Here is a 23,554-nt window from a genome sequence, read left to right as displayed (position 1 = left end):
GCTAGCTCTCGGGAGTACGCGCTTCAGGCCCCATCCATGGGGCCTCAGCGCTTGACGGGCATCCATGCCCGTCACCTCCCTCCGCAAACCCTTCGCTCGGCCTCCTGAAGTCGCAATCTGCGTCGCCTGGACTATCGCGCGCTTAGAAGCAAAAGCCGAAGCAAGAGCAAGAGCAAGAGCAAGAGCAAGAGCGTTGCGATCTAGCCTTGTCGTTTAGTTCAATGCCCCGCCGAAGCCGGCCCCGCCTTGGCGGTAAACGGTGGCTTGGCAAACCACACCAACAGGATCAACCCGGCAAACACCCAGGCCATCATGGTGAAGTAGTCCACCGTCGACATCATGTAGGCCTGCCCATTGAGTATCTGCTCCAGCTGCGCGTAACTCTGCGGACTGGCCCCGCCCAGTTGCTCCAGCGTGTGCCGCGTGGCCGGGTCGAACTGGCTGATGTGCTCGCTCAGGTAGGCATGATGCTGATCCGCCCGGCGAATCCAGATCCACGTCGTCAACGACGCTGCAAAACTCCCGCCCAAAGTACGCAGGAATGTCGCCAGCCCGGAACCATCGGCAATCTGGTGCGGCGGCAGGTCGGACAGCAGAATACTCAAGGTCGGCATGAAGAACAGTGCCACGCCAATGCCCATGAACAACTGCACCAAGGCCACATGCTGGAAGTCCACCTCGCTGGTGAACCCGGCGCGCATGTAGCAGCTGGTACCGATCGCCAGGAACGCCAGCCCCGCCAGCACCCGCAGGTCGAAACGGTGCGCGTACTTGCCCACGAACGGCGACATGATCACCGGCAGCAGGCCGATTGGCGCCACCGCCAGGCCCGCCCAGGTGGCGGTGTAGCCCATCTGCGTCTGCAACCATTGCGGCAGGATCAGGTTGATGCCGAAGAACCCCGCATAGCCACCGACCAGCACGATGGTGCCGACGCGGAAGTTACGGTGCACGAACAAGCGCAGGTTGACCACCGGGTGGCGGTCGGTCAGCTCCCAGATCACGAACACCGCCAGGAACACCACCGAAATCAGGCTACCGATGATGATGAACGACGACTCGAACCAGTCCAGGTCGTTGCCTTTGTCCAGCACCACCTGCAAGGCGCCAACGCCAATGACCAGCGTCAGCAGGCCGATGTAGTCCATCGGCTGGCGACTGGTAACCACCGGCCGCGTGCGCATCTGTTGGCGTACCACGGCAGCGGCGAACAGGCCGATCGGCACGTTGATGAAGAAGATCCATGGCCAGCTGTAGCTGTCGGTGATCCAGCCGCCGAGAATCGGCCCGGCAATCGGCGCCACCACCGTGACCATTGCCAGCAGCGCCAGCGCCATGCCCCGCTTCGCCGGTGGATACACCGCAATCAGCAACGTCTGGGTCATCGGGTACAACGGCCCGGCGACTACGCCCTGCAACACGCGAAAACCGACCAGCTCCGGCATCGACTGGGCGATACCGCACAGAAACGAAGCCAGCACGAACAGCAGCGTGGCCCAGATGAACAGCTTTACTTCACCAAAGCGCCGGCTCAACCAACCGGTCAGCGGCAAGGCAATGGCGTTACTCACCGCGAACGAGGTGATGACCCAGGTGCCCTGCTCGTAACTCACCCCCAGGTTGCCGGAAATGGTCGGCAGGGCCACGTTGGCGATGGTGGTGTCGAGCACCTGCATGAACGTCGCCAGCGACAGGCCGATGGTGGTCAGCAGCAAGCTCGGCGGCGTGAACTGGGCAGGGGCATTGTTACTCATCGCTGGGCCGTCTTGCCGGGTGCGCTGTTTTCGTGAATCAGCTGGGCAATCAGGTGGTCGGCTTCCACCAGCTGGCGGTCATACACCTGGGTGGAGTAGCTGGCTTGCTGCGGTGGCTGCTGGGCCAGGGTCGGGCCGCTCTGGTCGTGCAGGTCGACTTCCACCACGGTAGACAGGCCGATACGCAGCGGGTGGTCCTTGAGCTGATCGGGGCTCAGGTGAATACGCACGGGCACGCGCTGGACAATCTTGATCCAGTTGCCGGTGGCGTTCTGCGCTGGCAGCAGGGCGAAGGCGCTGCCAGTGCCAGCACCAAGGCTGTCGACCGTGCCGCTGTACTTGACCTCACTGCCGTACAGGTCGGCGCTGATTTCCACCGGCTGGCCGATGCGCATTTCACGCAGCTGGGTTTCCTTGAAGTTGGCGTCGATCCAAACCTGGTCCAGCGGGATCACCGCCATGGTCGCGGTACCCGGCTGCAGGCGCTGGCCCAGTTGCACGGTGCGCTTGGCAACGTAGCCGGTGACCGGCGCAACCAACGTGGTGCGGGCATGGTCGAGGTAGGCCTGGCGCAGGTCGGCAGCGGCGGCCATCACCTCGGGGTGCGAGGACACCACGGTGTCATCGACCAGCGCGCTGCTGGTGCTGAGCTGCTGGCGCGCGCTGTTGACGGCGGCCTGGGCCACGCTCAGGTCATCGCGGGCGTGGGACAGTTCTTCGGCAGCAATCGCACCGCTGTCAGCCAGCACCTTGCGCCGGTTGAAATCCTGTTGCGCCTTGCGCAGTTCGGCCTGGCGCGTTTCCAGCTGGGCCTTGAGCGAGTCGACGTTGCTGTACAACCCACGCACCTGACGCACGCTGCGCGCCAGCTTGGCTTCGGCGGACTGCAAGGCCACTTCGCTGTCAGCCGGGTCGAACTGCAGCAACACCTGGCCGGCGTGAACCAGGTCGCCGTCATCGGCACCGATACTGGTGACAGTGCCGGTGACCAGCGGGGTGATCTCCACCACGTTGCCGTTGACGTAGGCATCGTCGGTGCTTTCGTGCCAGCGCCCGACCAGGCTGTACCAGGCCCAGGCGCCAACGCCGGCAAGGATCAGCAGCAACAGCAGGCCAAGCAGCCAGGCCTTGCGTTTGCGCGACGGCTCGGGCGCGGCGGAGGGAGTCGGGGTGTCTGCGGGAGTGGCCATGACAATACCTTGGATAATTCGTGACAGGGTTCAGCGATCGCCGAAGCGGCGGATCGTCAACGGGTCGCCGGCACCGAGCAGGACCTTGGCCAGCAGGCCTTCCAAGGTCTTGAGTTCTTCGGGCGCCAGCACGCCGCACAACTCGTTCATGGCCGCGGCACCGATTTCCGGCAGGCGGTCGGCCAGGCGCTGGCCGTCAGCCGTAAGTGCCAGGCGTACCTGGCGGCGGTCGTCGGCGCAGCGGTTACGCACGATCAGCTCCTTCTGCTCGAGGCGGTCGAGCATGCGGGTCATCGAACCGCTGTCCAGGCCCAGGTAGCGGCACAGCTCGGCCGGGGTATCCACCTGGTACTGGGTGACGATGATCAGCACCTTGAACTGCGCAGCGGTGACACCCTCTGATTCGAGGTGCCAGTCGAGAATGCGGTCCTTGAGGATCGCCGCGCGGCCAAGCAGCATGCCGATGGCGCAGGTCTGGAAGTTTTCGGGGGAGAAATGGGCCATCGGTGACTGCTCGGGTAATTGTGTAAAAATATTACTGCCTAGGCAGTGAATGTCAAAGCTTTGATTAGCTAGCTATGGAAAATTTCATGATTTGGCGCTTCTGGCACCTGCCGCGCGCGGCTCTTGGAAGCTTGCCCGGCTCCCACAGGGATCCGGGCATGTCGCCTCTACAAAGCGTTCAGGCCCAACGCCTGCACCGCCCCGCAGGCGATCGCCATGCCCACCAGCTCCGCCAGGCTGTCGGCCTGCAGCCGCTTCATCACCCGCCCCCGGTACAGGTCGACGGTCTTCACGCTGATGCCCAGCTGCTCGGCAATCTCGCGGTTGTTCAGCCCTTGGGCCAACGGCACGAACACGTCACGCTCACGCGGCGTAAGGCTGTCGATACGCGCTTGCACCTGGGCCAACGCCTGGTCGCCCTGGCGCGCCCGCCCGGCGTGCTCCAGTGCAGCCTGCACACTGTCCAGCAGCAACTGGTCGTTGTAGGGCTTTTCGATGAAGTCGCAGGCACCCGCCTTGAACGCCCGCACCACGATCGGCACATCGGCATGGCCGCTAACGAAGATCACCGGCAGTGCCAGACCACGCTCGCGCATCGCCTGCTGCACCGCCATCCCACCCAGCCCCGGCATGCGCACATCCAGCAGCACGCAGGCTGGCCCATCATCGACGCAGGCGTCGAGAAACGCCTGCCCGCTGGCGAACGGCAAGGCCTGCAAGCCTACTGACTGCAGCAGCCAGACCGTCGAATCGCGCATACCCTGGTCGTCATCGACCACATACACTTTCGCTTGCACCACTACCTCCCCTTATCCCCTGCTGACCGCCAGCCGGCAGCACAGCACCAAGCCGCCGTTGTCGCCGGCCCGTGCCCATAAACTGCCGCCAAAACCCTCGATCAGGCTGCGGCTCATGCTCAAACCCAGGCCCAGGCCGTCGGCCTTGCTGGTGGTGAACGGCGTGAAGATTTCATCCAGGCGCTCGGGCGCCACGCCCGGGCCCTGGTCGACGACCTCGACCAGCACGCCGTCGCCATCGCGCACGGCGCCAAGCAGGATACGTGACGGCTGCTCGCCATGCTGCTCGCGGTTGGCGTCGATGGCATTGCGCAGCAGGTTGAGCAGCACTTGCTCCAGCAGCACCCGGTCGGCGTACACCGAGGGCAGTTGCGCGCTCATGCGCAGCTCCACCACCACCTGGTCACGTGCAGCTTCCCAGGCGCACAGGCGCATCGCTTCGCCGGCCACCTCGGCCACGTCCAGCGCCTGCAGGCGGCGTGGCCCCTTACGCAGAAAGGCGCGCAGGCGGCGGATTACTTCGGCGGCATGGGTGGCCTGTTCGCTGATGCGCTGCAGGCCCTGCCCTACCCGCTCGCGGGCCTGTGGGTCGCGCTCCAGACCTTGCAGATAACGTTGGCTGGCGTTGGCATAGTTGACCACCGCAGCCAATGGCTGGTTGATCTCGTGGGCGATACCCGAGGCCAGCTCGCCCAGTGTGGCCAACCGGGCGCTGTGCGCCAGGCTCTCCTGGGCTTCGATGCGCAAGGTAATGTCGCGGGACACGCTGACCACCTCCACCACCGCACCGGTGTAGGTTTCGCGGATGGCCCGGCTGGCGATTTCGAACCAGCGGTAGCCGCCCGCAGCCTGGTGCACCCGGCAGGTCATGGTGTGGTAGCCGTCCTGGTCCAGCGCTGCGGCGGCCTGGCGCAACACCTGGCGGCGTTCGCGCGGGTGCAGCAAGGGGTGCACGGCCATGCCGCGCAATTGCTCGGGCCACAGGCCAAGCAGGCGGAATGCTGCCGGCGAAGCGTCGAGAAAGCGACCATCGGGGCTGTGCCGGGAGATCAGGTCGGTAGTGTTCTCGATGATCAGCCGGTACAGGTGCCGGGCGCGGCTGGCTTCGCGTGCGCCGTGGCGCTCTGCGCTGGCGTCGCGGCAGCGCCCGAGCACGTGCTGGCCCTGGTCATCAGGAATGAACGTCCACAGCACGATGCGCTCGCCGACCTGTACCTCGACATCGGCAATCGCCCGATGCTGGCGCAGGCAGGCGCGCACCAGGGCGGCGCAGTTGGCCGGCAGCCAGTTGGCCAGTGCCGGCCCATCATCGACCCAGGCCTGCAACGCCGGGTTGAGCACCAGCGGCCTGGCATCGGCAGCCAGCAACAGGCTGGGTTGTGGGTCCTTGGCAAGCAAGGGGTAAGCAGTCTTGTCCACGATAGGCGGCTCGTTGTTATAGTAGTTTTACTATATTGCTATAGTCGATATTCCTACTACCATAGCGATTCGCGTAAAACTGCGACAGAGGGAGCGGCCCACCGTTCGCCTCCCAGCACCCTGAACAGAGCTAACAATCAGCCATCGGGGGCCAAGCGCACAGGCTGCGCCTGCCTCCCCTACAGGATTACCGCATGTCGATCTATGCCCAGGGCCTGATGCCCACTGCCGTCAACCATGTCGCCCTTACCCCGCTGAGTTTCATCGAACGCACCGCTGCCGTATACGGCAACTACCCAGCCGTGATCCACGGTGCCATCCGCCGCAACTGGCAGGAAACCTACCAACGCTGCCGACGCCTGGCCAGCGCCCTGGTGGGCCGTGGCATCGGCCGTGGCGACACCGTGGCAGTGATGCTGCCCAATATTCCGGCCATGCTCGAAGCGCACTTTGGCGTGCCCATGACCGGTGCCGTGCTTAACACCCTGAACGTGCGCCTGGACGCCGAAGCCATCGCCTTCATGCTGCAGCATGGCGAGGCCAAGGTGCTGATTACCGACCGCGAGTTCCACAGCGTCATCGAGGCTGCCCTGGCCTTGCTTGAACACCCGCCCCTGGTGGTGGATGTGGACGACCCGGAGTACGGCGAAGGCCGGGCGGTCAGCGCACTGGACTATGAGGCTTTCCTCGCCGAGGGCGACCCGGAATTTGCCTGGGAATGGCCCGATGACGAGTGGCAGGCGATCTCGCTCAACTACACCTCCGGCACCACCGGCAACCCCAAGGGCGTGGTCTACCACCACCGCGGCGCCTACCTGAACGCCCTGGGCAACCAGATGATCTGGGCCATGGGCCACCGCCCGGTGTACCTGTGGACCCTGCCGATGTTCCACTGCAACGGCTGGTGCTACCCCTGGACCATCACCGCCCTGGCCGGTACCCACGTATTCCTGCGCCGGGTCGACCCACAGAAAATCCTGACCCTGATCCGCGAACACCGGGTCAGCCACCTGTGTGGCGCGCCGATCGTGCTCAACGCCCTGGTCAACATGCCCGAAGCGGCCAAGGCGGCCATCGAGCACCCGGTGCAGGCCATGGTTGCCGGCGCTGCGCCACCGGCCAAGGTCATTGGCGCCGTGGAAGAGATGGGCATCCAGGTGACCCACACCTACGGCCTGACCGAAGTCTATGGCCCGGTGACCGTGTGTGCCTGGCATGACGAATGGGACGAACTGACGCTGGAAGAGCGCGCGCGAATCAAGTCACGCCAAGGCGTGCGCTACCCGACCCTCGATGGCCTGATGGTCGCCGACCCGCAAACCCTCGAGCCGGTGCCACGCGACGGCAACACCCTGGGCGAGATCTTCATGCGCGGCAACACGGTGATGAAGGGCTACCTGAAAAACCCCGAAGCCACCGCCGAGGCCTTCCGTGGTGGCTGGTTCCACACTGGCGACCTGGCTGTGTGGCATGCCGACGGCTATGTCGAGATCAAGGACCGGCTCAAGGACATCATCATTTCTGGTGGTGAGAACATCTCCACCATCGAAGTCGAAGACGCCCTGTACAAGCACCCGGCAGTACTGGAGGCCGCCGTGGTGGCGCGCCCGGATGAGAAATGGGGAGAAACCCCGTGCGCCTTCGTTGCCCTGAAACCAGGGCGGGAGGACACCCGCGAGGCTGACATCACCAGCTGGTGCCGCGAGCACCTGGCCGGGTTCAAGGTGCCGAAGACCGTGGTGTTTGGCGAGCTGCCCAAGACCTCGACCGGCAAGATCCAGAAGTACGTGCTGCGCGACCGGGCCAAAGCCCTGTGATGCCCCAGCGGCCTCTTCGCGGGTGAACCCGCTCCTCCAGTTACGGCACTGGGTTTGTGGCTTGCACGACCCCTGTGGGAGCGGGTTTACCCGCGAAGAGGCCAGCCCAGATTTCCCACTTTTCAAGAGCCACCGATGACCACTTATAACGCCCCCCTGCGCGACATGCGTTTCGTCCTGCATGACGTGTTCAACGCCCCGGCCCTGTGGGCCCGCCTGCCGGCCCTGGCCGAGCGCATCGACGCCGACACTGCCGACGCCATCCTTGAAGAAGCCGCCAAGGTCACCGGCCAGCTGATTGCCCCGCTCAGCCGCAACGGTGACGAACAAGGCGTGTGCTTCGATGCAGGCCAGGTCACCACCCCCGACGGCTTCCGCGAGGCCTGGCACACCTACCGCGAAGGAGGCTGGGTCGGCCTGGGTGGTAACCCCGAGCATGGCGGCATGGGCATGCCGAAAATGCTTGGCGTGCTCTTCGAAGAAATGCTCTACGCCGCCGACTGCAGCTTCAGCCTGTATTCGGCGCTGAGCGCCGGCAGCTGCCTGGCAATCGATGCCCACGCCAGCGAAGCGCTCAAGGCCACCTACCTGCCACCGTTGTACGAAGGCCGTTGGGCCGGCACCATGTGCCTGACCGAACCCCATGCCGGCACCGACCTTGGGCTGATCCGCAGCCGCGCCGAGCCCCAGGCCGACGGCAGCTATCGCATCAGCGGCAGCAAGATCTTCATCACCGGCGGCGAGCAGGACCTGACCGAGAACATCATCCACCTGGTGCTGGCCAAGCTGCCGGACGCGCCCTCCGGCGCCAAAGGCATCTCGCTGTTCCTGGTGCCCAAGTACCTGGTCGAGGCTGACGGCCGCCTGGGCGCACGCAACGCCGCCCATTGCGGCTCGATCGAACACAAGATGGGCATCAAGGCTTCGGCCACCTGCGTGATGAACTTCGATGGTGCCATTGGCTACCTGGTTGGTGAGCCGAACAAGGGCCTGGCGGCCATGTTCACCATGATGAACTACGAGCGCCTGTCCATCGGCATCCAGGGCATTGGTTGTGCCGAAGCCTCGTACCAGAGCGCCGCCCGCTACGCCAACGAGCGCCTGCAAAGCCGTGCCGCCACAGGCCCGCATGCGCAGGACAAGGCTGCCGACCCGATCATCCACCATGGTGATGTGCGGCGCATGCTGCTGACCATGCGCACGCTCACCGAAGGTGGCCGGGCATTTGCGGCCTATGTCGGCCAGCAACTGGACCTGGCGCGTTACGCCGCAGACGCCGGTGAACGTGAGCATGCCCAGCGCCTGGTGGCGCTGCTGACGCCGGTGGCCAAGGCGTTCTTCACTGACAACGGCCTGGAAAGCTGCGTACTCGGCCAGCAGGTGTATGGCGGCCATGGTTACATCCGCGAATGGGGCCAGGAGCAACGGGTACGCGACGTGCGGATTGCACAGATCTATGAAGGCACCAATGGCATCCAGGCCCTTGACCTGCTCGGGCGCAAGGTGCTGGCCGACGGGGGCCAGGCGTTGGCCAGCTTTGCCGCCGAGGTACGGGCCTTCAGCGTGGATGCGCCGTTGCATCGCGAGGCCCTGCAGGCAAGCCTGGCGCGGCTGGAGGCTACCAGCGCCTGGCTGCGGGCACATGCTGCCGGGGATGCCAACCTGGTCAGCGCGGTGGCGGTGGAGTACCTGCAGCTGTTCGGCCTGACGGCGTATGCCTACATGTGGGCGCGAATGGCGGCGGTGGCGTTGGCCAAGCGCGATGAAGATGCTGCGTTTTACGGAGCGAAGCTGGCGTGTGCGGAGTTCTTCTTCCAGCGGGTTTTGCCGCGGGGGTTGGGGCTGGAGGCCAGTATCCGGGCGGGTAGTGACAGCCTTTATGGTTTGGATGCGGCGCAATTCTGATGGCCCCTCGGGGGCTGCAAAGCAGCCCCTACGATTTCAGACCGCAAATGCGTGCGCGAAAGGTTCTCAAACGCCGGAAAACCATTGCAAATCCGACGAAAAACCGGCACAAATGATAGTCATTCGCCATTACGCCGGTTCTCGGGGGCCCTCTCGCAAGGGTAGAATGCGCAAAACCCGGAGCCGCAATGAACCACGACCGCCTCAATCCCAGCCCAGACGATGCCATCACCGACGCCGCCGCGCATTGGTGCATGCGCCTGCACGCCGAAGATTGCACAGCGGCCGAGCGCGAGGAATTCGCCCGCTGGCTGGCGGCCGACCTGCGGCATGCCGAGGAATACCAGGCCATGCTGGAAATCTGGCAAACCGCCGACCTGCTGCCGCGCAATGCCACCGTCATCGACTTCAACCCACCCGTACGGCGGGCCGTACGCCCGCGCAACTGGCGGCCGCTGGCTTCCGCCGCCGCCATCGCCCTGGCAGTGCTGCCATTGGCCGGCTGGCTGGGCTGGGAGCAAGGCTGGCTGCCCAATCACTACCAGCACTTCGTAGCTGGCGACCGCATCCAGACCGTGGAACTTAGCGACGGCAGCACGGTGCAGCTCAACCTCAACACCGAGCTCACCTACCTCAACTACAAGGACCAGCGCCAGGTCACCCTCAAACGTGGCGAAGCGTTCTTCAAGGTGCAGCACGACAGCAGCCACCCGTTCATCGTGCATGCCGGCCGTGGTCAGACCCGGGTCACCGGTACCCAGTTCAACGTGTGGAAGTACCAGGACCAGGTCAAGGTCACCCTGGTGGAAGGTTCGGTGCTGGTGTCCAGCGACGGCAGTGCCGGTGGCTACCGCCTCGGCCCTGGCATGCAGGCCAGCTATCACAAGGGCGATTTCGAGCCGCAGCTGGAACAGAGCGACGACTACGGCAACAGCCTGGCCTGGCGCAGCGGCAAGCTGGTGCTCGACAACCTGAGCCTGGAGCAGGCGCTGCCGGTGATCAACCGCTACCTCGACGCGCCGCTGCTGCTGGCTGACGCCAGCACCGGGCGTATCCGCATCAGTGGCATCTACAACACGCGTGAAGTGGGGCGCCTGGTCAACAACCTGCCCAAGGTGCTGCCGGTCTACCTGACCCGCAGCAAGGACGGCAGCACCGTGCTCAACCGCATCTCGCCGCCGCCCGACAAGGGCTGACGCCCTCCCCGCCTTACAAGGTCATCGCCGCCAGCCAGCCGAACGCCAGCAGCGGCAGGTTGTAGTGGATGAAGGTGGGCACCACGGTGTCCCAGATATGGTGGTGCTGGCCATCCACGTTCAGGCCCGAGGTCGGGCCCAAGGTTGAGTCCGAGGCGGGCGAACCCGCATCGCCCAAGGCACCGGCAGTACCGACGATGCACACCGTGGCCAGCGGGTCGAAGCCCAGTTGCACGCACAGCGGCACGAAAATCGCCGCCAGGATCGGCACGGTGGAGAACGACGAACCGATGCCCATGGTTACCAGCAGGCCCACCAGCAGCATCAGCAAGGCACCGATACCCTTGCTGTGGTCGATCCACTGTGCCGAGGTTTCCACCAGGCTCTGCACTTCACCAGTGGCCTTCATCACGTCGGCAAAGCCGGAGGCAGCAATCATGATGAAGCCAATCATGGCCATCATCTTCATGCCTTCGGTGAACAGGTCGTCGGTGTCCTTCCACTTGACGATGCCCGACAACGAGAAGATCAGGAAGCCAACCATGGCGCCGATGATCATCGAGTCCAGCAACAGCTGGACGATGAACGCGGCAGCAATCGCCAGCCCGGCCACCAGCAGGGTCAGCGGGTTGTACTGCACGCTCACCTGCTCCACCTGCTCGATGCGCGCCAGGTCGTAGTCACGCTTCTTGCGGTAGCTGACGAACACTGCCAACAACAGGCCGACGAGCATGCCGGCAGCCGGGATGGCCATGGCGTGGGTGACGTTGACGCCACTCACATCGACACCGGCGCGGGCGACGTTAGCCAGCAGGATCTCGTTGAGGAAGATGTTGCCAAAGCCCACCGGCAGGAACATGTACGGGGTGATCAGGCCGAAGGTGATCACGCAGGCAATCAACCGGCGGTCGATGCGCAGGCGGGTCAGCACGTACAGCAGCGGCGGCACCAGCAGCGGAATGAAAGCGATGTGGATGGGCAGGATGTTCTGCGATGACACCGCCACCACCAGCATCAGGCCGATCATCAGCCATTTGACCTTGCCGCCATTGGCATGGCCCTGGCGGTCGATCATGGCCAGGGCGCGATCGGCCAGGGCATGGGCCAGGCCGGACTTGGCGATAGCCACGGCAAAGGCGCCGAGCAGTGCGTAGGACAAGGCCACCGTCGCCCCACCGCCGAGGCCGCCATTGAAGGCCTTGAGCGTACCTTCGATACCCAGGCCACCGACCAGCCCACCGACCAGGGCCCCGATGATCAGGGCGATGACCACATGCACGCGGGACAGGCTGAGTATCAGCATGATGCCGACCGCGGCGATCACTGCATTCATGGTTGGCTTACCTCATTGCGACAGAAAAAAGCGCGAACTCTGAAGCAGTGGGCGACAGATGTCAAAAATGCCATGTTGCGGCGGATTACCACTGTCCTTCGCAGCCCCCTTGTAGGAGCGGCCTTGTGTCGCGATCAGGGTGCGAAGCGCCCCCATGATCTCCACCTCAGCACAAATCGCTGGGGCCGCTAGGCGGCTCGATCGCGACACAAGGCCGCTCCTACAAGGAGACCGCGCAGGCCGCTACTTAAATTGAACGTTTGAATAAAGAAAAAAACGTGTCAGCCGACATAGTCGCTAGCCACACTCTTATTACAAGGGATCCGCCCCCATGCCTTTGCGACAACTTTCCATCCAGTGGAAGATCACCCTGCTCGCCGGTCTCTGCCTGGCCGGCATCGTCACCTTGCTCGTCGGCCTGTCGCTGTACCGCATGGACCACAGCTCAGACCTGGTCAAGGCCAGCAGCATGCAAATGCTGACCGAGGCTGCGCAGTCGCGCATCGAGTCGCAGGGCGAAGTGCAAGCGCTGAACATTCGCCGCCAGTTCATGGATGCCTACCAGTACGGCGCCGGCTTCGCCCGCCAGGTGCTGTTCCTGCGCGAACAGGCAGAAAAGCGCTTTCTCGATGCCTTCGACCTGCGCGAGGACATGACCCGCCAGGTGCGCGCCGCCCTGCAAGCCAACCCCGACCTGCTCGGCATGTCGCTGGTGTTCGAGCCCAACGCCTTGGACAGCAAGGACAGCCTGTTCGCCGACAAGGCGGAACTGGGCAGCAACGAGACCGGGCGCTTTGCCCTGTACTGGTCGCAACCGCGCGCTGGCCAACTGACGGCCATGGCCCTGCCTGAACATGACATGGCCAACACCGAGGTCGGCCCCAGCGGCCAGCCGGCCAACACCTGGTGGGTGTGCCCGCGCACGTCCGGCAAGGTGTGCGTGGTGGAGCCCTACTTCTATGACATCGATGGCCAGCAGGTGCTGATGACCAGCATCGTCTTCCCGCTGGCAGTCAACGGCAAGATCATCGCCACCCTGTCCATCGACATCAACCTCGACAGCCTGCAGGCCCTGAGCCAGGAAGCCAGCCGCAGCCTGTACGAAGGCCGCACCACGGTTGGCATCCTCAGCCCGGTCGGCCTGCTGGCCGGCTACAGCGCCGATGCCAGCAAGCTGGCCCAGCGCTTCGACCAGGTCGACCCGGCCAAGGGCGCCGAACTGGTGCGCAAGCTGGCCGCTGGCAAGATGACCATCCTGCATGACCAGCAGCGCCTGAAGGTGCTGGCGGCGTTCCAGCCGATCCCCGACGCCCAGCCCTGGGGCGTGCTGCTGGATGTACCGGAAAACGCCTTGACCGGGCCGGCTGAAACACTGAAACAGGAACTGGACGCACTGAACACCAGCGGCACCCTGCTGGAGCTGGGCCTGGGCCTGGCTGCGGCAATCGCCGGCCTGCTGATGGTGTGGCTGATGGCCCGCGGTGTTACCCGGCCTATCCTCGGCGTGGCCACCATGCTCAAGGACATCGCCAGCGGCGAAGGCGACCTTACCCGGCGCCTGACCTACCAGAAGCAGGACGAACTGGGCGAACTGGCCGGCTGGTTCAACCGCTTCCTCGACAAGCTGCAACCAACCATCGCCGAGGTCAAACGCTCGGTGCAGGCCGCCCGCGGCACCGCCGACCAGTCCTCGGCGATTGCCACTGAAACCAGCGCCGGCATGGAGCAGCAGTACCGCCAGGTTGACCAGGTTGCCACCGCCTCGCACGAAATGAGCGCCACCGCCCAGGACGTCGCCCGCAGCGCCGCCCAAGCAGCGCAAGCCGCGCGCGACGCCGACCAGGCCACCCGCGAAGGCCTGGCAGTGATAGACCGCACTACCCACAGCATCGACGCCCTGGCCACCGACATGAGCCACGCCATGGCCGAAGTCGAGGGCCTGGCGCAAAACAGCGAGAAGATCGGTTCGGTGCTGGAGGTGATTCGCTCGATCGCCGAACAGACCAACCTGCTGGCGCTCAATGCAGCCATTGAGGCAGCACGCGCCGGTGAAGCAGGCCGGGGCTTTGCCGTGGTCGCCGACGAAGTGCGCAACCTCGCCCAGCGTACCCAGGAATCGGTGGAAGAAACCCGCCAGGTGATCGAGGCATTGCAGAATGGCACCCGCGAAGTGGTCGGTGCCATGGACAACAGTCACCGCCAGGCCCAGAGCGGTGTGCAGCAAGTTGGCCAGGCGGTAACCGCGCTGCAGCGCATCGGCCAGGCGGTGACGGTGATCACCGACATGAACCTGCAGATTGCTTCAGCCGCCGAAGAACAAAGCGCGGTGGCCGAGGAAATCAACAGCAACGTGGCAACCATCCGTGATGTCACCGAGTCGCTGTCGGGGCAGGCCAACGAGTCGGCGCGGGTCAGCCAGTCGCTGAACAGCCTGGCCAACCAGCAACAGGCGCTGATGGACCAGTTCCGCGTCTGAGGCAAAGGGGCCACGCCTGTGGCCCTGATTTTCGCAAAACCTCGTCGTCTACACTTGCCCCCACTGCCAAGGCGCGGCGAACGACGAGGTCTCCATGAAGAAAATTCCAATGCTGCTGGCCGGGCTGCTGTTAGCCGCAGGCCTGGGCAGCGCCGACAACGCTGCCTTGGCAGACCAACGCGCGCCTATCCATTTTGGCGCCATCGGTTGGGAAAGCGGCGCGCTCACCACCGAGATCCTGCGGCTGATCGTGGAGCGCGGCTACGGCTATAGCACCGACACCCTGCCCGGCAGCACCGTCAGCATGGAGGTGGCCCTGGCACGCAACGACCTGCAAGTAATCGCCGAGGAGTGGGCCGGACGCAGCCCTGCCTGGGTCAAGGCTGAACAGGCCGGCCAGGTGTTCGCGTTGGGCGACACGGTCAAGAACGCTGAAGAAGGCTGGTGGGTACCGGCCTATGTGATCGAAGGCGATGCTGCTCGCAAGTTGCAAGCCACGGCGCCGGAATTACGCAGTGTCGACGACCTCAAGCGCTATGCGCAGGTGTTCCGCGACCCCGAGTCGCCCGACAAAGGGCGCTTTCTCAACAGCCCTAGCGGCTGGACATCCGAGACCGTCAACAGCCAGAAACTCAAGGCTTATGGCCTGAACGACCTGTATACCAATTTCCGCAGTGGCTCCGGGGCGGCGATGGATGCCGAAATAGGCTCGGCCATCCGCCGTGGCCAGCCCGTGCTGTTCTACTATTGGAACCCGACCCCGTTGATGGGCCGCTACAAACTCATACGGCTGGAAGAGCCGCCATTCGATGCCCAGGCCTGGGCCACCCTTACCGACGCCAGCAACCCCAACCCCAAGGGTAGCCGCTCGCTACCCGCGAAGTTGTCGATTGGCGTGTCCAAGGCTTTTCGTGAAGGCTACCCGGACCTGGTCAGCGTGTTCGAACAGGTCGACCTGCCCATCGAACGCCTGAACAAGGCGCTGGCCGACATGAGCGAAAAACGCACGCCACCGCGCGACGCCGCCCTCACGTTCCTGCGCGATAACCGTGAGGTGTGGAAAGCCTGGTTGCCAGCGGACATTGCCACCAAGGTCGAGGGCAGCCTGTGAGCAGCGGCTTCCCCCAGGGCCTGCAGTTTTCCTTTGCCGACAGCGTCAACCAGTTGGTCGACTGGCTGGTGCTGAATTACGGCGACCACCTGCGCACGTTTTCCGAGCAGCTGCTGCAACTGCTGGTCGGCCTGGAAAGCCTGCTGCGCCTGCTGCCCTGGTGGCTGCTATTGCTGCTGGTCGGCCTGCTCGCCTGGCATGCCAGCCGGAGCCTGCTGCGCAGTGCCGGCCTGGTGGCGTTGCTGGCCCTGATCGGCATGCTCGGGCTGTGGGACAAACTGCTACAGACCCTGGCCCTGGTGCTGGTCAGTACCGGCCTGTGCGTGCTGGTGGGCGTGCCGCTGGGTATTCTGCTCGCCGCCCGACCGCTGGCGAAGCGGCTGTTGCTGCCTGTGCTGGATGTGATGCAGACCCTGCCGGCGTTCGTTTACCTGATACCGGTGCTGATGCTGTTCGGCCTGGGCAAGGTGCCCGCGGTGTTTGCCACGCTGATCTATGCCCTGCCGCCATTGGTACGGCTGACCGAACTGGGCTTGAGCCAGATCGACCCTTCGTTGCTGCAGGCTGCACACGGCCTGGGCGCCAGCCGCTGGCAGCGGTTGCGGCGCATAGCCCTGCCACTGGCGCTGCCGAGCATCATGGCCGGGCTCAACCAGTCGGTGATGATGGCCCTGTCGATGGTGGTGGTCGCGTCGATGATCGGCGCCCGCGGCTTGGGAGAAGATGTGTTGGCGGGGATCCAGACCTTGAATGTTGGCCAAGGCGTGGAAGCCGGGCTGGCGATTGTCGCCCTGGCCATGGTGATCGACCGGATCAGCCAGGCGTATGGGCGTAGTGGGCGCAACGGTTGACGCCGCTCCTACAGGGTATAGCGCAAGCCATGATATTGGCCTGACAATGCAGCTCTTTCAGCTTGCAACCGGACCTCATCTGCATGTCCCTCAAAGCCCTGCGCACCCTGGTGACCATCGCCCGCCACGGCACCTTCGCCCGTGCCGCCGACCTGCTCAGCCTCACGCCCTCGGCGGTAAGCCTGCACATCAAGACGCTCGAAGACGAACTGCAGGTGACCTTGTTCGACCGCAGCCGCAGGCAAGTGGTGCTGACCGAAGCCGGCCAGCTGGCGGTGGCCCGCGCCGAGAGCATTCTGGCGGCCTATGACGAACTGGCCGACGCCCTGGCCAGCGGCCCGAGCCTGCGCGGCCGGCTGCGCCTGGGGGCGATCCACACGGTGCTGGCGCGGCGCCTGCCCAAGGCGCTGGTGTGGATCAAGGCCCACCACCCGCAGTTGCACATCAGCGTGGCCTCGGGCATGTCGGCGGAGCTGGCACGGCGTGTGGAAGACGGCGAGCTGGATGCGGCGATCACCACCGAGCCGGTCAGCCCCTACCCGCAGAGCCTCGACTTCACACCATTGTTCGAAGACCGCTTCTGGGCCATCGCCAGCCCCGAACTGGCCGGGCTCAGCGTGGCGCAGTTACTGGCCAGCCAGCCATTCCTGCGCTTCGACAAGCGCGCCTGGGCCGGGCGGCAGATCGAGCAGGAGTTGCGCCGGCAACATTTGCAGGTGAGCGAGCAGATGGAGCTGGACAGCCAGGAAGCCCTGGCGCGCATGGCGGTGATGGGCCTGGGCGTGGCGATCATTCCCATGGCGGATGACGACCTGCAACGCCTGCCGCCGGCCACTTGCCTGCCGTTTGGCGAGCCGCAGCTGACCCGGCGGGTGGTGTTGCTGGAGCATGAGAAGAGCCAGCGGCGGCATTTGAGTGCGGTGTTGAAGACTGCGCTTGAGGCTTGAACATTCATCGAGCTTTTTCTTTCTTGCACAACCACAAAAAGCAGTCGCGATCCCTGTGGGAGCGGCTTTAGCCGCGAACACCGGCAACGCCGGTGCCATCCACCGCGTCAGCCTCTTCGCGGGTGAACCCGCTCCCACAGGGGAAAAATGCCGCTTGCAATGATGCATTTTTCCTCAACAGTAAGTGCAGAAAACAACGTTTTTCCAGATCATTGCATACCCGTAGTCTGTGCCCGTACCCCGCCTCGGAACGCTGACCATGCTGCACTTGCTGCTGACCACCCTGCTACCGATCATCCTGCTGATTGCCCTGGGCACCTTCCTGCGCCTGCGCGGCTTTCTTGCTGAAAGCTTCTGGCCTGGCGCCGAGCGCCTGAGCTACTACGTGCTGCTGCCGTCGCTGTTCCTCCACGGTTTGGCCACCGCCAACCTCGATGGCGTACCGGTGCTGGGCATGGTCGGCGCACTGATGCTCTCGACCCTGGCCGGTGCCGTGCTGCTGGTGCTGTACCAGGGCGCGGTGAACCATGACGGAGCCGACTTCACCTCCGTGTTCCAGGGCGGCATCCGCTTCAACAACTACATTGGTGCCACCCTCGCCGCCGGCATCTACGGCAGCGCCGGCATCGCCCTGGCGGCGGTGGCCAATGCTGCCATCGTGCCCCTGGTCAACCTGCTCTGCGTGCTGGTGTTCGCCCGTTTCAGTGCCCGCCACAGCTCACCGGCCACGGTGCTACGCGCCATCTTCGCCAACCCCTTGATCGTGGGTTGCGCGGGTGGCCTGCTGCTGCGGCTGACTGGGCTGGGCTTGCCAGCGGGTATCGAACCCACGGTCAAAGCCTTGGGCCAGGCTGCCCTGCCGCTGGGCCTGCTGTGCGTCGGCGCAGCCCTGGGTGGCGCCAGCCTGGGCCAGCAGGTGCGCCCGTTGATGGCGGCTTCGGCGTTCAAGTTCCTGGTAATGCCACTGACCACCTGGGGCCTGTGCCGCATGCTCGGCCTGACGGGCCAGGCAGCGGTGGTGGCCGTGCTGTTCCAGGCGTTGCCCACCGCCTCGTCGTCCTACGTAATGGCCCGGCAAATGGGCGGTAACGCACCGCTGATGGCCACCATCATTGCCCTGCAGACCGTGGCCGCTGCCGCAACCCTGCCTTTGGTACTAATGCTTACGCTTGGCTAGACTGTGAATCAGCCCACAGTTCGGAAGCTTCCTCATGCGCTTTTGGTGGATGGTGATCGGTTTGACCTCGGCCCTGCTGGCAGGCCCCTTGCACGCAGCCGACCCAGCCAAGGCCGCAGTCGCCGAGGACAAGGCCGAAGTGCTGGAAGAAAAGGTAGTCAAGGATGCCGCGCCGCCGAAAAAAGCGCAGACGCTGACCCCAAGCGAAGCACAAGCGGTCGACCCCGCCGGCAAGGCACCGCTGGACGACAGCATCACCTGCCTGGCCCGCACCATCTACTGGGAGGCCAAGGGCGCCGACGCCGAGGACATGACCGCCGTGGCCAGTGTGGTGCTCAACCGCCTGGGCCACGAAGGCTTCCCGGACACTATTTGCGGCGTGGTCAAGCAAGGGGTGGAGAGCAAGGCCTGCCAGTTTTCCTGGTGGTGCGACGGGCGCTCCGACCAGGTCGAGGAAGCGCAACGCTACGACATTGCCAAGGAAATTGCCCGCAAGGCGCTCAACCAGCAATTGAAAGACCCCACCGGCGGCGCGCTGTACTTCCATGACCGCAATGTGCACCCGGACTGGGCCAGGGTCTACCGCAGGACCGCGCAGACCACACACTTTCTGTTCTACAAGCCGAACCAGGCGTTGGCGCGGTGAGCTGCCAGGGTGCATCAGAAGTCGATCGTCCCCGAGAACTTGACCAGCCTTGGGTCGCCCTGGGTCAGGTAGCCGCCATTGGCCGATGCCCAGTAATTCTTGTCGGTCAGGTTTTCCACATTGATGCGCAGGGTGACGGCCTTGTCCTGCACCTTGAAGCGGTAACGCGCGCCCACATCGAAGCGGTTCCAGGTCGGCAGGCTTAGCGTATTCGACGGGTTGGCATACTGGCCGCCAGTGCGCAACATACGGGCGTTTACCGCAACACCCGGCAAGCCTGGCACATCCCAGTCGACACTGGCATTGAGCTGAAAGGTTGGCACCCCGACAGCATGGTTGCCGTCGTCGGCGCCGTTCTGGGTGTTCTTCAGCTCGGTGTCCATGCGCGTGCCGCCAGCCATCAGGCGCAGTCCCTGCAACGGCTCACCGAAGACACTCAGTTCGATGCCTTTGTTGACCTGCTCGCCATCCTGGACAAACACATTGCCCTGGACAAAGCCGTCGGTAGGCCGCTCGATACGGAACACTGCCAGGTTGGCGCCAAAGCTCTGGTAGTCGAGCTTGACGCCCGCCTCCACTTGCTTGGTCTTGGCCGGCGGGAACACTTCGCCGATGTTGACGATACCCTGCCCCGAAGCCGTCGCGCCCTGGGCCAGACCCTCGATGCGGTTGGCGTACAGCGAGATCGACGGGTTGACCTTGTAGACGATGCCATACACCGGGGTGGTGACCGCTTCGTCATAGAACGCGTTGCGCCCCAGGTCCGCGCCTTCGCCATCGTAGGCGTAACCTTCCACCCGCAGTTGTTGACGACGCACACCGACAGTGACCAGCAGGGTGTCGTCGAACAGGCCCACCGTGTCCGATACAGCAAGGCTGCGGTTGCGCGTCTTGCCGGTTACCCCGGGGTCATCCAGCTTGCCGCCGGTGAAGGTTGGCGTAGTTGGCCTGGGCAGCGGGTCGGTGTGATAGATGTTGGTGTTCTGCGAGTTGTAGAAGACAAATGCGTTTTCCTGCTGGGTCCAGATGCTGGCGGCGCCAAGGTTCAGCTGGTGGCTGACCGGCCCCGTCTGGAAGCGGCCATTGATACCGCCCATGAGGGTGCTGTTGTCTTCGTTGTGGGGGATTTCCGAGCCGGCGATGGTGGCAGCGCCGCTGGCCGCATCGGTGAGGATCGGCGTGCCATAGAAGCCGTTCTCGTGGGTGTGCTTGAGGCCCCCGGCGAGGTAAGCGCTCCAGTTGTCGTTGAAGTCATAGTCCGCACGCACCATGCCGAAGGTGTCCTCGGTTTCGGTCCACGACCAGTCCTGGCCGTAGTTGTGGTCGGCATCCGGCGCGCGGGGAATATCCGTCAGCCCGGCCCCCAGGCGCACGCTGTTGCGCATGTGGTTGACCCGTTGCTTCTGGTAGCCGATGTCGGTGGACAGGCGCAGGTTGTCACCGCGGTAGTCGAAGCCGACCATGAACAGCTTGCTGCGCTGGTGCTGGTCGTCCACCGCTGTTTCGCCTTCACGCTGCGACAGGTTAAGGCGTACGCCAAAGCGGTTGTCTTCGCCAAAGCGCTGGCCGAGGTCCAGGTGCTCGCCGAGGCGGCCATCACTGCTGATGTCCTGGGTGTAACGCCGCGTCGGGATATCGCCGGCACGCTTGGGTTGCAGGTTGACGTTACCGCCCAGGCCGGTACCTGTCGGGCTGGCACCGTTGAGGAAGGCATTGGGACCTTTCAGCACCTCGACGCGCTCGACGGCATCAGTAGAAATCATCTGCCGCGGTAGCACGCCATACAGGCCGTTGAACGCCACGTCATCGCCGTTGAGCGGCAAACCACGAATGACAAACACCTGCGACTGGTTGCCGAAGCCGAACGACTGGCGCACCGACGGGTCGTTGAGCAGCACATCGCCAATGTCCTCGGCCTGCTGGTCTTCGATCAGCTGCGAGGTATAGCTGGTCATGGTGAACGGCACGTCCATCATGTCCTGGTTGCCCAGTATGCCCATCTGCCCGCCCCTGGCTACCTGGCCACCAGCAAACGGCTCTGGTGGTTCGCCCTTGGGCCTGGCCGCCTCGGCGTTGACAGCCGTAGCATCCAGCTCGATGACCTCATCGGCCGACTGGGCAGGGATTGCAACGGAACAGCACACAGCGAGGAAGGTCGATTGATAGAGGCGGACTCGTGCCATGAAAGACTCCCGATGATAGGGTTGCAGCCTTCCTGGCAGAGTGGGAATTAATAGCGTTTGCGTACTGTTTCTAGCCGATGATACGAACGATTACCAAGCGATCGCACTTTTCTGCCGACCAGTGGTCTACTCCCTCCTTTACCGCCAGCAACGATTGCCGGCGTTTTCATTGCTTTGCACGACCTCGGGCCAAAAGCCCCAGGCTTGTGTAGGATGAGCAGCGCACACCACGACGCTGCCAGCCATAGGGAGATCCACATGCGCGTCCTGTCATCCGTTGCCGCCCTGTCGCTGGGCCTGGTCGTCTCGACCGGGGCACTGGCTGTTACCGGCGAAGAGGCGCAACTGATCGATTCGATCAATGTCTACCGCAGCAAGGCCCAGCCCTGCGGTGGCGAAGCGTCGCTGGAGCTGCCACCGCTCAACAGCGATACCCGCCTGGCGCTGTCGCCGGAGGGTACCCGCGACCTGCAGCAGGCCATGAGCCGCGCCGCCTACCCCATGGTCAACGTCCAGGCCATCAGCCTGTCGGGGCCGCGTGATGCACGCGCGGCCATGCATGCCATCGAAGAAAGCTTCTGCCAGGTGGTGCTCGACCCACAGTTCGTCGATATCGGCGTCAGCCAGGAAGGCCGTGACTGGCGCATTGTGCTGGCCCGGCCGTTGCTGAGTGGGCGCCTGGGCGACTGGCAGGCCGAGGGGCAGAAGGTGCTGCAGGAAATCAACGCCGCGCGCAAGGTGCCGCGCCAATGCGGCGGCCAGCCGTTCGCCGCCGCCCCCGCGCTGAGCTGGAGCACGGTACTGGCCGGGGTCGCCGCCAACCACACGCGGGCCATGGCTAACCAGAACTTCTTCGACCACATCGACAAGGATGGCCGTACCCCCGGTGACCGGGCGGAACTGGCCGGCTACCTGTACCAGCAGATCGGTGAGAACATTGCTGCCGGGCGTGACACCGCACGCAAGGTGGTCGATGGCTGGCTGGACAGCCCGGGCCATTGCGCCACGCTGATGAACCCCGACTTCCGCGAAATGGGTGCTGCCTATGCGGTAGACCCGAAGAGTGATGCAGGCATCTACTGGACCGGGTTGTTCGGCACACCGCAGTAATCCAGCCTGACGCGGCCCTTGTAGGAGCGGCCTTGTGTCGCGATGGGGCGCGTAGCGGCCCCAGATATTAGTGTCAACGCCAACATCGCCAGGGCCGCTTTGCGGCCCTATCGCGACACAAGGCCGCTCCTACAAAAAGCACGCAAGACCTCAACTACTTGCGCGTAGCTCCAGGGCCGTACAGCCAAACCTGCGCCGCACACACTTGCCCAGGTAACTGGCATCGCCCAACCCCACTTCATCGGCAATTTGCGCCAGGCTGTGGCTGGAGTTGAGCAAGCGCCAGCGTGCCTGCTGCAAGCGCACCTCCAGCCACCAGGCCTTGGCGCTCATGCCGTGGCTGGCCTGAAACTGTCGATCCAGCTGGCGCCGGCTGATGCCCAGTTCAGCAGCCAGCTGCTCCACCGCCAACGGCGTGCCCAGGTGATGACGCATCAGCGCCTGCGCTCGCTGCACCTGCCGGCCCTGCCCGGCGCCCAGCTCCAGTGAGCGCAAGGCATGGCGGCTGTCACGGGTTTCGTCCACCAGCATGTCGGCCAGGCCCTTGAGCGCACGGGTTCGCCCGCAGGCGCGGGACAACAGCGCGACGGCCAGGTCGATGGCAGCAGTACCGCCAGCGCACGTGATGCGGCTACCGTCGATGCAATACAACTGCTCGCGCAGCACCTGCAACTGTGGGAAGGCGGCACGAAATTCGGCTTCGTGGCGCCAATGCACCACCACCTTGTGCCCCCGCAGCAGCCCGCAGGCGGCCAGCAGGAACGCGCCATTGTCGACCCCCACCAGCTTCACGCCGGCTTTGCCGGCCTGCCTGAGCAAGGCCTGGTAGCGTGGTGCCAGGGCTGCAGTGGCCATGGCGTTGCGCCCGCCGAACACCACCAGGTAGTCGAAACTGGCCAGTTCAAGCTGACCGGCAACGGCCTCGACCTGCAACACCGCACCACTGCTCGATGGCACCGGGTCGAGGCTGAGCCCCGCCACGGTCCAGCTGCAATAACGCTGCTGGCTGTAGTCCTCGTCGTCGGCGCTGAAACGCAACTTGTCGAGAAAGGCGCCGAACGGCAACAGGGCAAAATCCGGTAACGGCAAGATCAACAAGCGGATGTCAGGCAGCATGATGTTGCGTCCAGAAGCGACT

18 protein-coding genes are annotated in these 23,554 nt (G+C 64.4%); 10 read left to right on the top strand and 8 right to left on the bottom strand.

What is annotated here, in order from left to right:
• Window positions 1-218 precede the first annotated feature (218 nt).
• The 5 genes from ABE456_RS18495 to ABE456_RS18475 form a co-directional block, all read right to left on the bottom strand.
• On the bottom strand, window positions 219-1,754 hold the full coding sequence (locus ABE456_RS18495) for a DHA2 family efflux MFS transporter permease subunit (protein ID WP_346645195.1): 1,536 nt from the start codon (window positions 1,752-1,754) through the stop codon (window positions 219-221).
• Entirely contained in the window at window positions 1,751-2,944 is a 1,194-nt protein-coding gene (locus tag ABE456_RS18490; RefSeq protein WP_346645194.1) for an HlyD family efflux transporter periplasmic adaptor subunit, read from the bottom strand. The genes ABE456_RS18495 and ABE456_RS18490 overlap by 4 nt, the downstream gene beginning before the upstream one ends.
• 30 nt (window positions 2,945-2,974) lie before the next feature.
• A complete protein-coding gene (locus ABE456_RS18485; RefSeq protein ID WP_051094854.1) occupies window positions 2,975-3,448 on the bottom strand; it encodes a MarR family transcriptional regulator in 474 nt (157 codons plus the stop codon).
• A gap of 167 nt (window positions 3,449-3,615) precedes the next feature.
• Window positions 3,616-4,248 (bottom strand): response regulator transcription factor, encoded by a 633-nt coding sequence (locus ABE456_RS18480; RefSeq protein ID WP_346645193.1) that lies wholly within the window; start codon window positions 4,246-4,248, stop codon window positions 3,616-3,618.
• A gap of 9 nt (window positions 4,249-4,257) precedes the next feature.
• The gene (locus ABE456_RS18475; RefSeq protein WP_346645192.1) at window positions 4,258-5,664 is read right to left on the bottom strand and encodes an ATP-binding protein; all 1,407 of its coding nucleotides are present in this window, start codon (window positions 5,662-5,664) and stop codon (window positions 4,258-4,260) included.
• 194 nt (window positions 5,665-5,858) lie between these two features.
• Between ABE456_RS18475 and ABE456_RS18470 the strand changes: the two genes are divergently transcribed.
• The 3 genes from ABE456_RS18470 to ABE456_RS18460 all read left to right on the top strand — a co-directional run bounded on the left by ABE456_RS18470 (window position 5,859) and on the right by ABE456_RS18460 (window position 10,582).
• Complete coding sequence (locus tag ABE456_RS18470) at window positions 5,859-7,481, top strand: acyl-CoA synthetase (protein ID WP_346645191.1); 1,623 nt, start codon at window positions 5,859-5,861, stop codon at window positions 7,479-7,481.
• Between the two features lie 135 nt (window positions 7,482-7,616).
• Window positions 7,617-9,386 (top strand): acyl-CoA dehydrogenase C-terminal domain-containing protein, encoded by a 1,770-nt coding sequence (locus tag ABE456_RS18465; RefSeq protein ID WP_346645190.1) that lies wholly within the window; start codon window positions 7,617-7,619, stop codon window positions 9,384-9,386.
• Between the two features lie 188 nt (window positions 9,387-9,574).
• Window positions 9,575-10,582: a FecR family protein gene (locus ABE456_RS18460; RefSeq protein ID WP_346645189.1), complete on the top strand. Its 1,008-nt coding sequence runs from the start codon at window positions 9,575-9,577 to the stop codon at window positions 10,580-10,582.
• Window positions 10,583-10,595: 13 nt separating this feature from the next.
• Here the strand turns inward: ABE456_RS18460 and ABE456_RS18455 are convergent, their stop codons facing one another.
• Window positions 10,596-11,915: a Na+/H+ antiporter family protein gene (locus ABE456_RS18455; protein WP_346645188.1), complete on the bottom strand. Its 1,320-nt coding sequence runs from the start codon at window positions 11,913-11,915 to the stop codon at window positions 10,596-10,598.
• A 331-nt stretch (window positions 11,916-12,246) separates the two neighbouring features.
• Here ABE456_RS18455 and ABE456_RS18450 point away from each other — a divergent pair, with 331 nt between their 5' ends.
• The 6 genes from ABE456_RS18450 to ABE456_RS18425 all read left to right on the top strand — a co-directional run bounded on the left by ABE456_RS18450 (window position 12,247) and on the right by ABE456_RS18425 (window position 19,123).
• The gene (locus ABE456_RS18450) at window positions 12,247-14,391 is read left to right on the top strand and encodes a methyl-accepting chemotaxis protein (RefSeq protein WP_346645187.1); all 2,145 of its coding nucleotides are present in this window, start codon (window positions 12,247-12,249) and stop codon (window positions 14,389-14,391) included.
• A 94-nt stretch (window positions 14,392-14,485) separates the two neighbouring features.
• Window positions 14,486-15,502, top strand: a complete 1,017-nt coding sequence (locus tag ABE456_RS18445) for an ABC transporter substrate-binding protein (protein ID WP_346645186.1) — start codon at window positions 14,486-14,488, stop codon at window positions 15,500-15,502.
• Entirely contained in the window at window positions 15,499-16,353 is an 855-nt protein-coding gene (locus ABE456_RS18440; RefSeq protein WP_346645185.1) for an ABC transporter permease subunit, read from the top strand. Before ABE456_RS18445 ends, ABE456_RS18440 begins: the two co-directional genes overlap by 4 nt.
• An 83-nt stretch (window positions 16,354-16,436) precedes the next feature.
• A complete protein-coding gene (locus ABE456_RS18435; RefSeq protein ID WP_346645184.1) occupies window positions 16,437-17,300 on the top strand; it encodes a LysR family transcriptional regulator in 864 nt (287 codons plus the stop codon).
• A gap of 259 nt (window positions 17,301-17,559) precedes the next feature.
• Entirely contained in the window at window positions 17,560-18,477 is a 918-nt protein-coding gene (locus ABE456_RS18430; protein WP_346645183.1) for an AEC family transporter, read from the top strand.
• 34 nt (window positions 18,478-18,511) lie between these two features.
• On the top strand, window positions 18,512-19,123 hold the full coding sequence (locus ABE456_RS18425; protein WP_346645182.1) for a cell wall hydrolase: 612 nt from the start codon (window positions 18,512-18,514) through the stop codon (window positions 19,121-19,123).
• 14 nt (window positions 19,124-19,137) lie between these two features.
• Here the strand turns inward: ABE456_RS18425 and ABE456_RS18420 are convergent, their stop codons facing one another.
• Window positions 19,138-21,306 carry a TonB-dependent siderophore receptor gene (locus ABE456_RS18420; RefSeq protein ID WP_346645181.1) on the bottom strand — a complete coding sequence of 723 codons (2,169 nt, stop codon included), beginning with the start codon at window positions 21,304-21,306 and terminating at the stop codon, window positions 19,138-19,140.
• A 258-nt stretch (window positions 21,307-21,564) separates the two neighbouring features.
• Between ABE456_RS18420 and ABE456_RS18415 the strand changes: the two genes are divergently transcribed.
• Window positions 21,565-22,416, top strand: a complete 852-nt coding sequence (locus ABE456_RS18415) for a CAP domain-containing protein (RefSeq protein WP_346645180.1) — start codon at window positions 21,565-21,567, stop codon at window positions 22,414-22,416.
• A 150-nt stretch (window positions 22,417-22,566) separates the two neighbouring features.
• Here the strand turns inward: ABE456_RS18415 and ABE456_RS18410 are convergent, their stop codons facing one another.
• Window positions 22,567-23,532, bottom strand: coding sequence for a helix-turn-helix domain-containing protein (locus ABE456_RS18410; RefSeq protein ID WP_346645179.1), 966 nt, complete (start codon window positions 23,530-23,532; stop codon window positions 22,567-22,569).
• Window positions 23,533-23,554: the final 22 nt, after the last annotated feature.

Source organism: Pseudomonas sp. TWI929, from assembly GCF_039673335.1.
GTDB lineage: Bacteria > Pseudomonadota > Gammaproteobacteria > Pseudomonadales > Pseudomonadaceae > Aquipseudomonas.
This window is presented reverse-complemented; position numbering and strand designations above follow the sequence as displayed.

Excerpts from the sequence above, each read along its gene's own strand:
- ABE456_RS18495 (WP_346645195.1), bottom strand. The coding sequence starts at position 1,754 with ATGAGTAACAATGCCCCTGCCCAGTTCACGCCGCCGAGCTTGCTGCTG.
- ABE456_RS18490 (WP_346645194.1), bottom strand. The coding sequence starts at position 2,944 with ATGGCCACTCCCGCAGACACCCCGACTCCCTCCGCCGCGCCCGAGCCG.
- ABE456_RS18485 (WP_051094854.1), bottom strand. The coding sequence starts at position 3,448 with ATGGCCCATTTCTCCCCCGAAAACTTCCAGACCTGCGCCATCGGCATG.
- ABE456_RS18470 (WP_346645191.1), top strand. The coding sequence starts at position 5,859 with ATGTCGATCTATGCCCAGGGCCTGATGCCCACTGCCGTCAACCATGTC.
- ABE456_RS18465 (WP_346645190.1), top strand. The coding sequence starts at position 7,617 with ATGACCACTTATAACGCCCCCCTGCGCGACATGCGTTTCGTCCTGCAT.
- ABE456_RS18460 (WP_346645189.1), top strand. The coding sequence starts at position 9,575 with ATGAACCACGACCGCCTCAATCCCAGCCCAGACGATGCCATCACCGAC.
- ABE456_RS18455 (WP_346645188.1), bottom strand. The coding sequence starts at position 11,915 with ATGAATGCAGTGATCGCCGCGGTCGGCATCATGCTGATACTCAGCCTG.
- ABE456_RS18450 (WP_346645187.1), top strand. The coding sequence starts at position 12,247 with ATGCCTTTGCGACAACTTTCCATCCAGTGGAAGATCACCCTGCTCGCC.
- ABE456_RS18445 (WP_346645186.1), top strand. The coding sequence starts at position 14,486 with ATGAAGAAAATTCCAATGCTGCTGGCCGGGCTGCTGTTAGCCGCAGGC.
- ABE456_RS18435 (WP_346645184.1), top strand. The coding sequence starts at position 16,437 with ATGTCCCTCAAAGCCCTGCGCACCCTGGTGACCATCGCCCGCCACGGC.
- ABE456_RS18430 (WP_346645183.1), top strand. The coding sequence starts at position 17,560 with ATGCTGCACTTGCTGCTGACCACCCTGCTACCGATCATCCTGCTGATT.
- ABE456_RS18425 (WP_346645182.1), top strand. The coding sequence starts at position 18,512 with ATGCGCTTTTGGTGGATGGTGATCGGTTTGACCTCGGCCCTGCTGGCA.
- ABE456_RS18420 (WP_346645181.1), bottom strand. The coding sequence starts at position 21,306 with ATGGCACGAGTCCGCCTCTATCAATCGACCTTCCTCGCTGTGTGCTGT.
- ABE456_RS18415 (WP_346645180.1), top strand. The coding sequence starts at position 21,565 with ATGCGCGTCCTGTCATCCGTTGCCGCCCTGTCGCTGGGCCTGGTCGTC.
- ABE456_RS18410 (WP_346645179.1), bottom strand. The coding sequence starts at position 23,532 with ATGCTGCCTGACATCCGCTTGTTGATCTTGCCGTTACCGGATTTTGCC.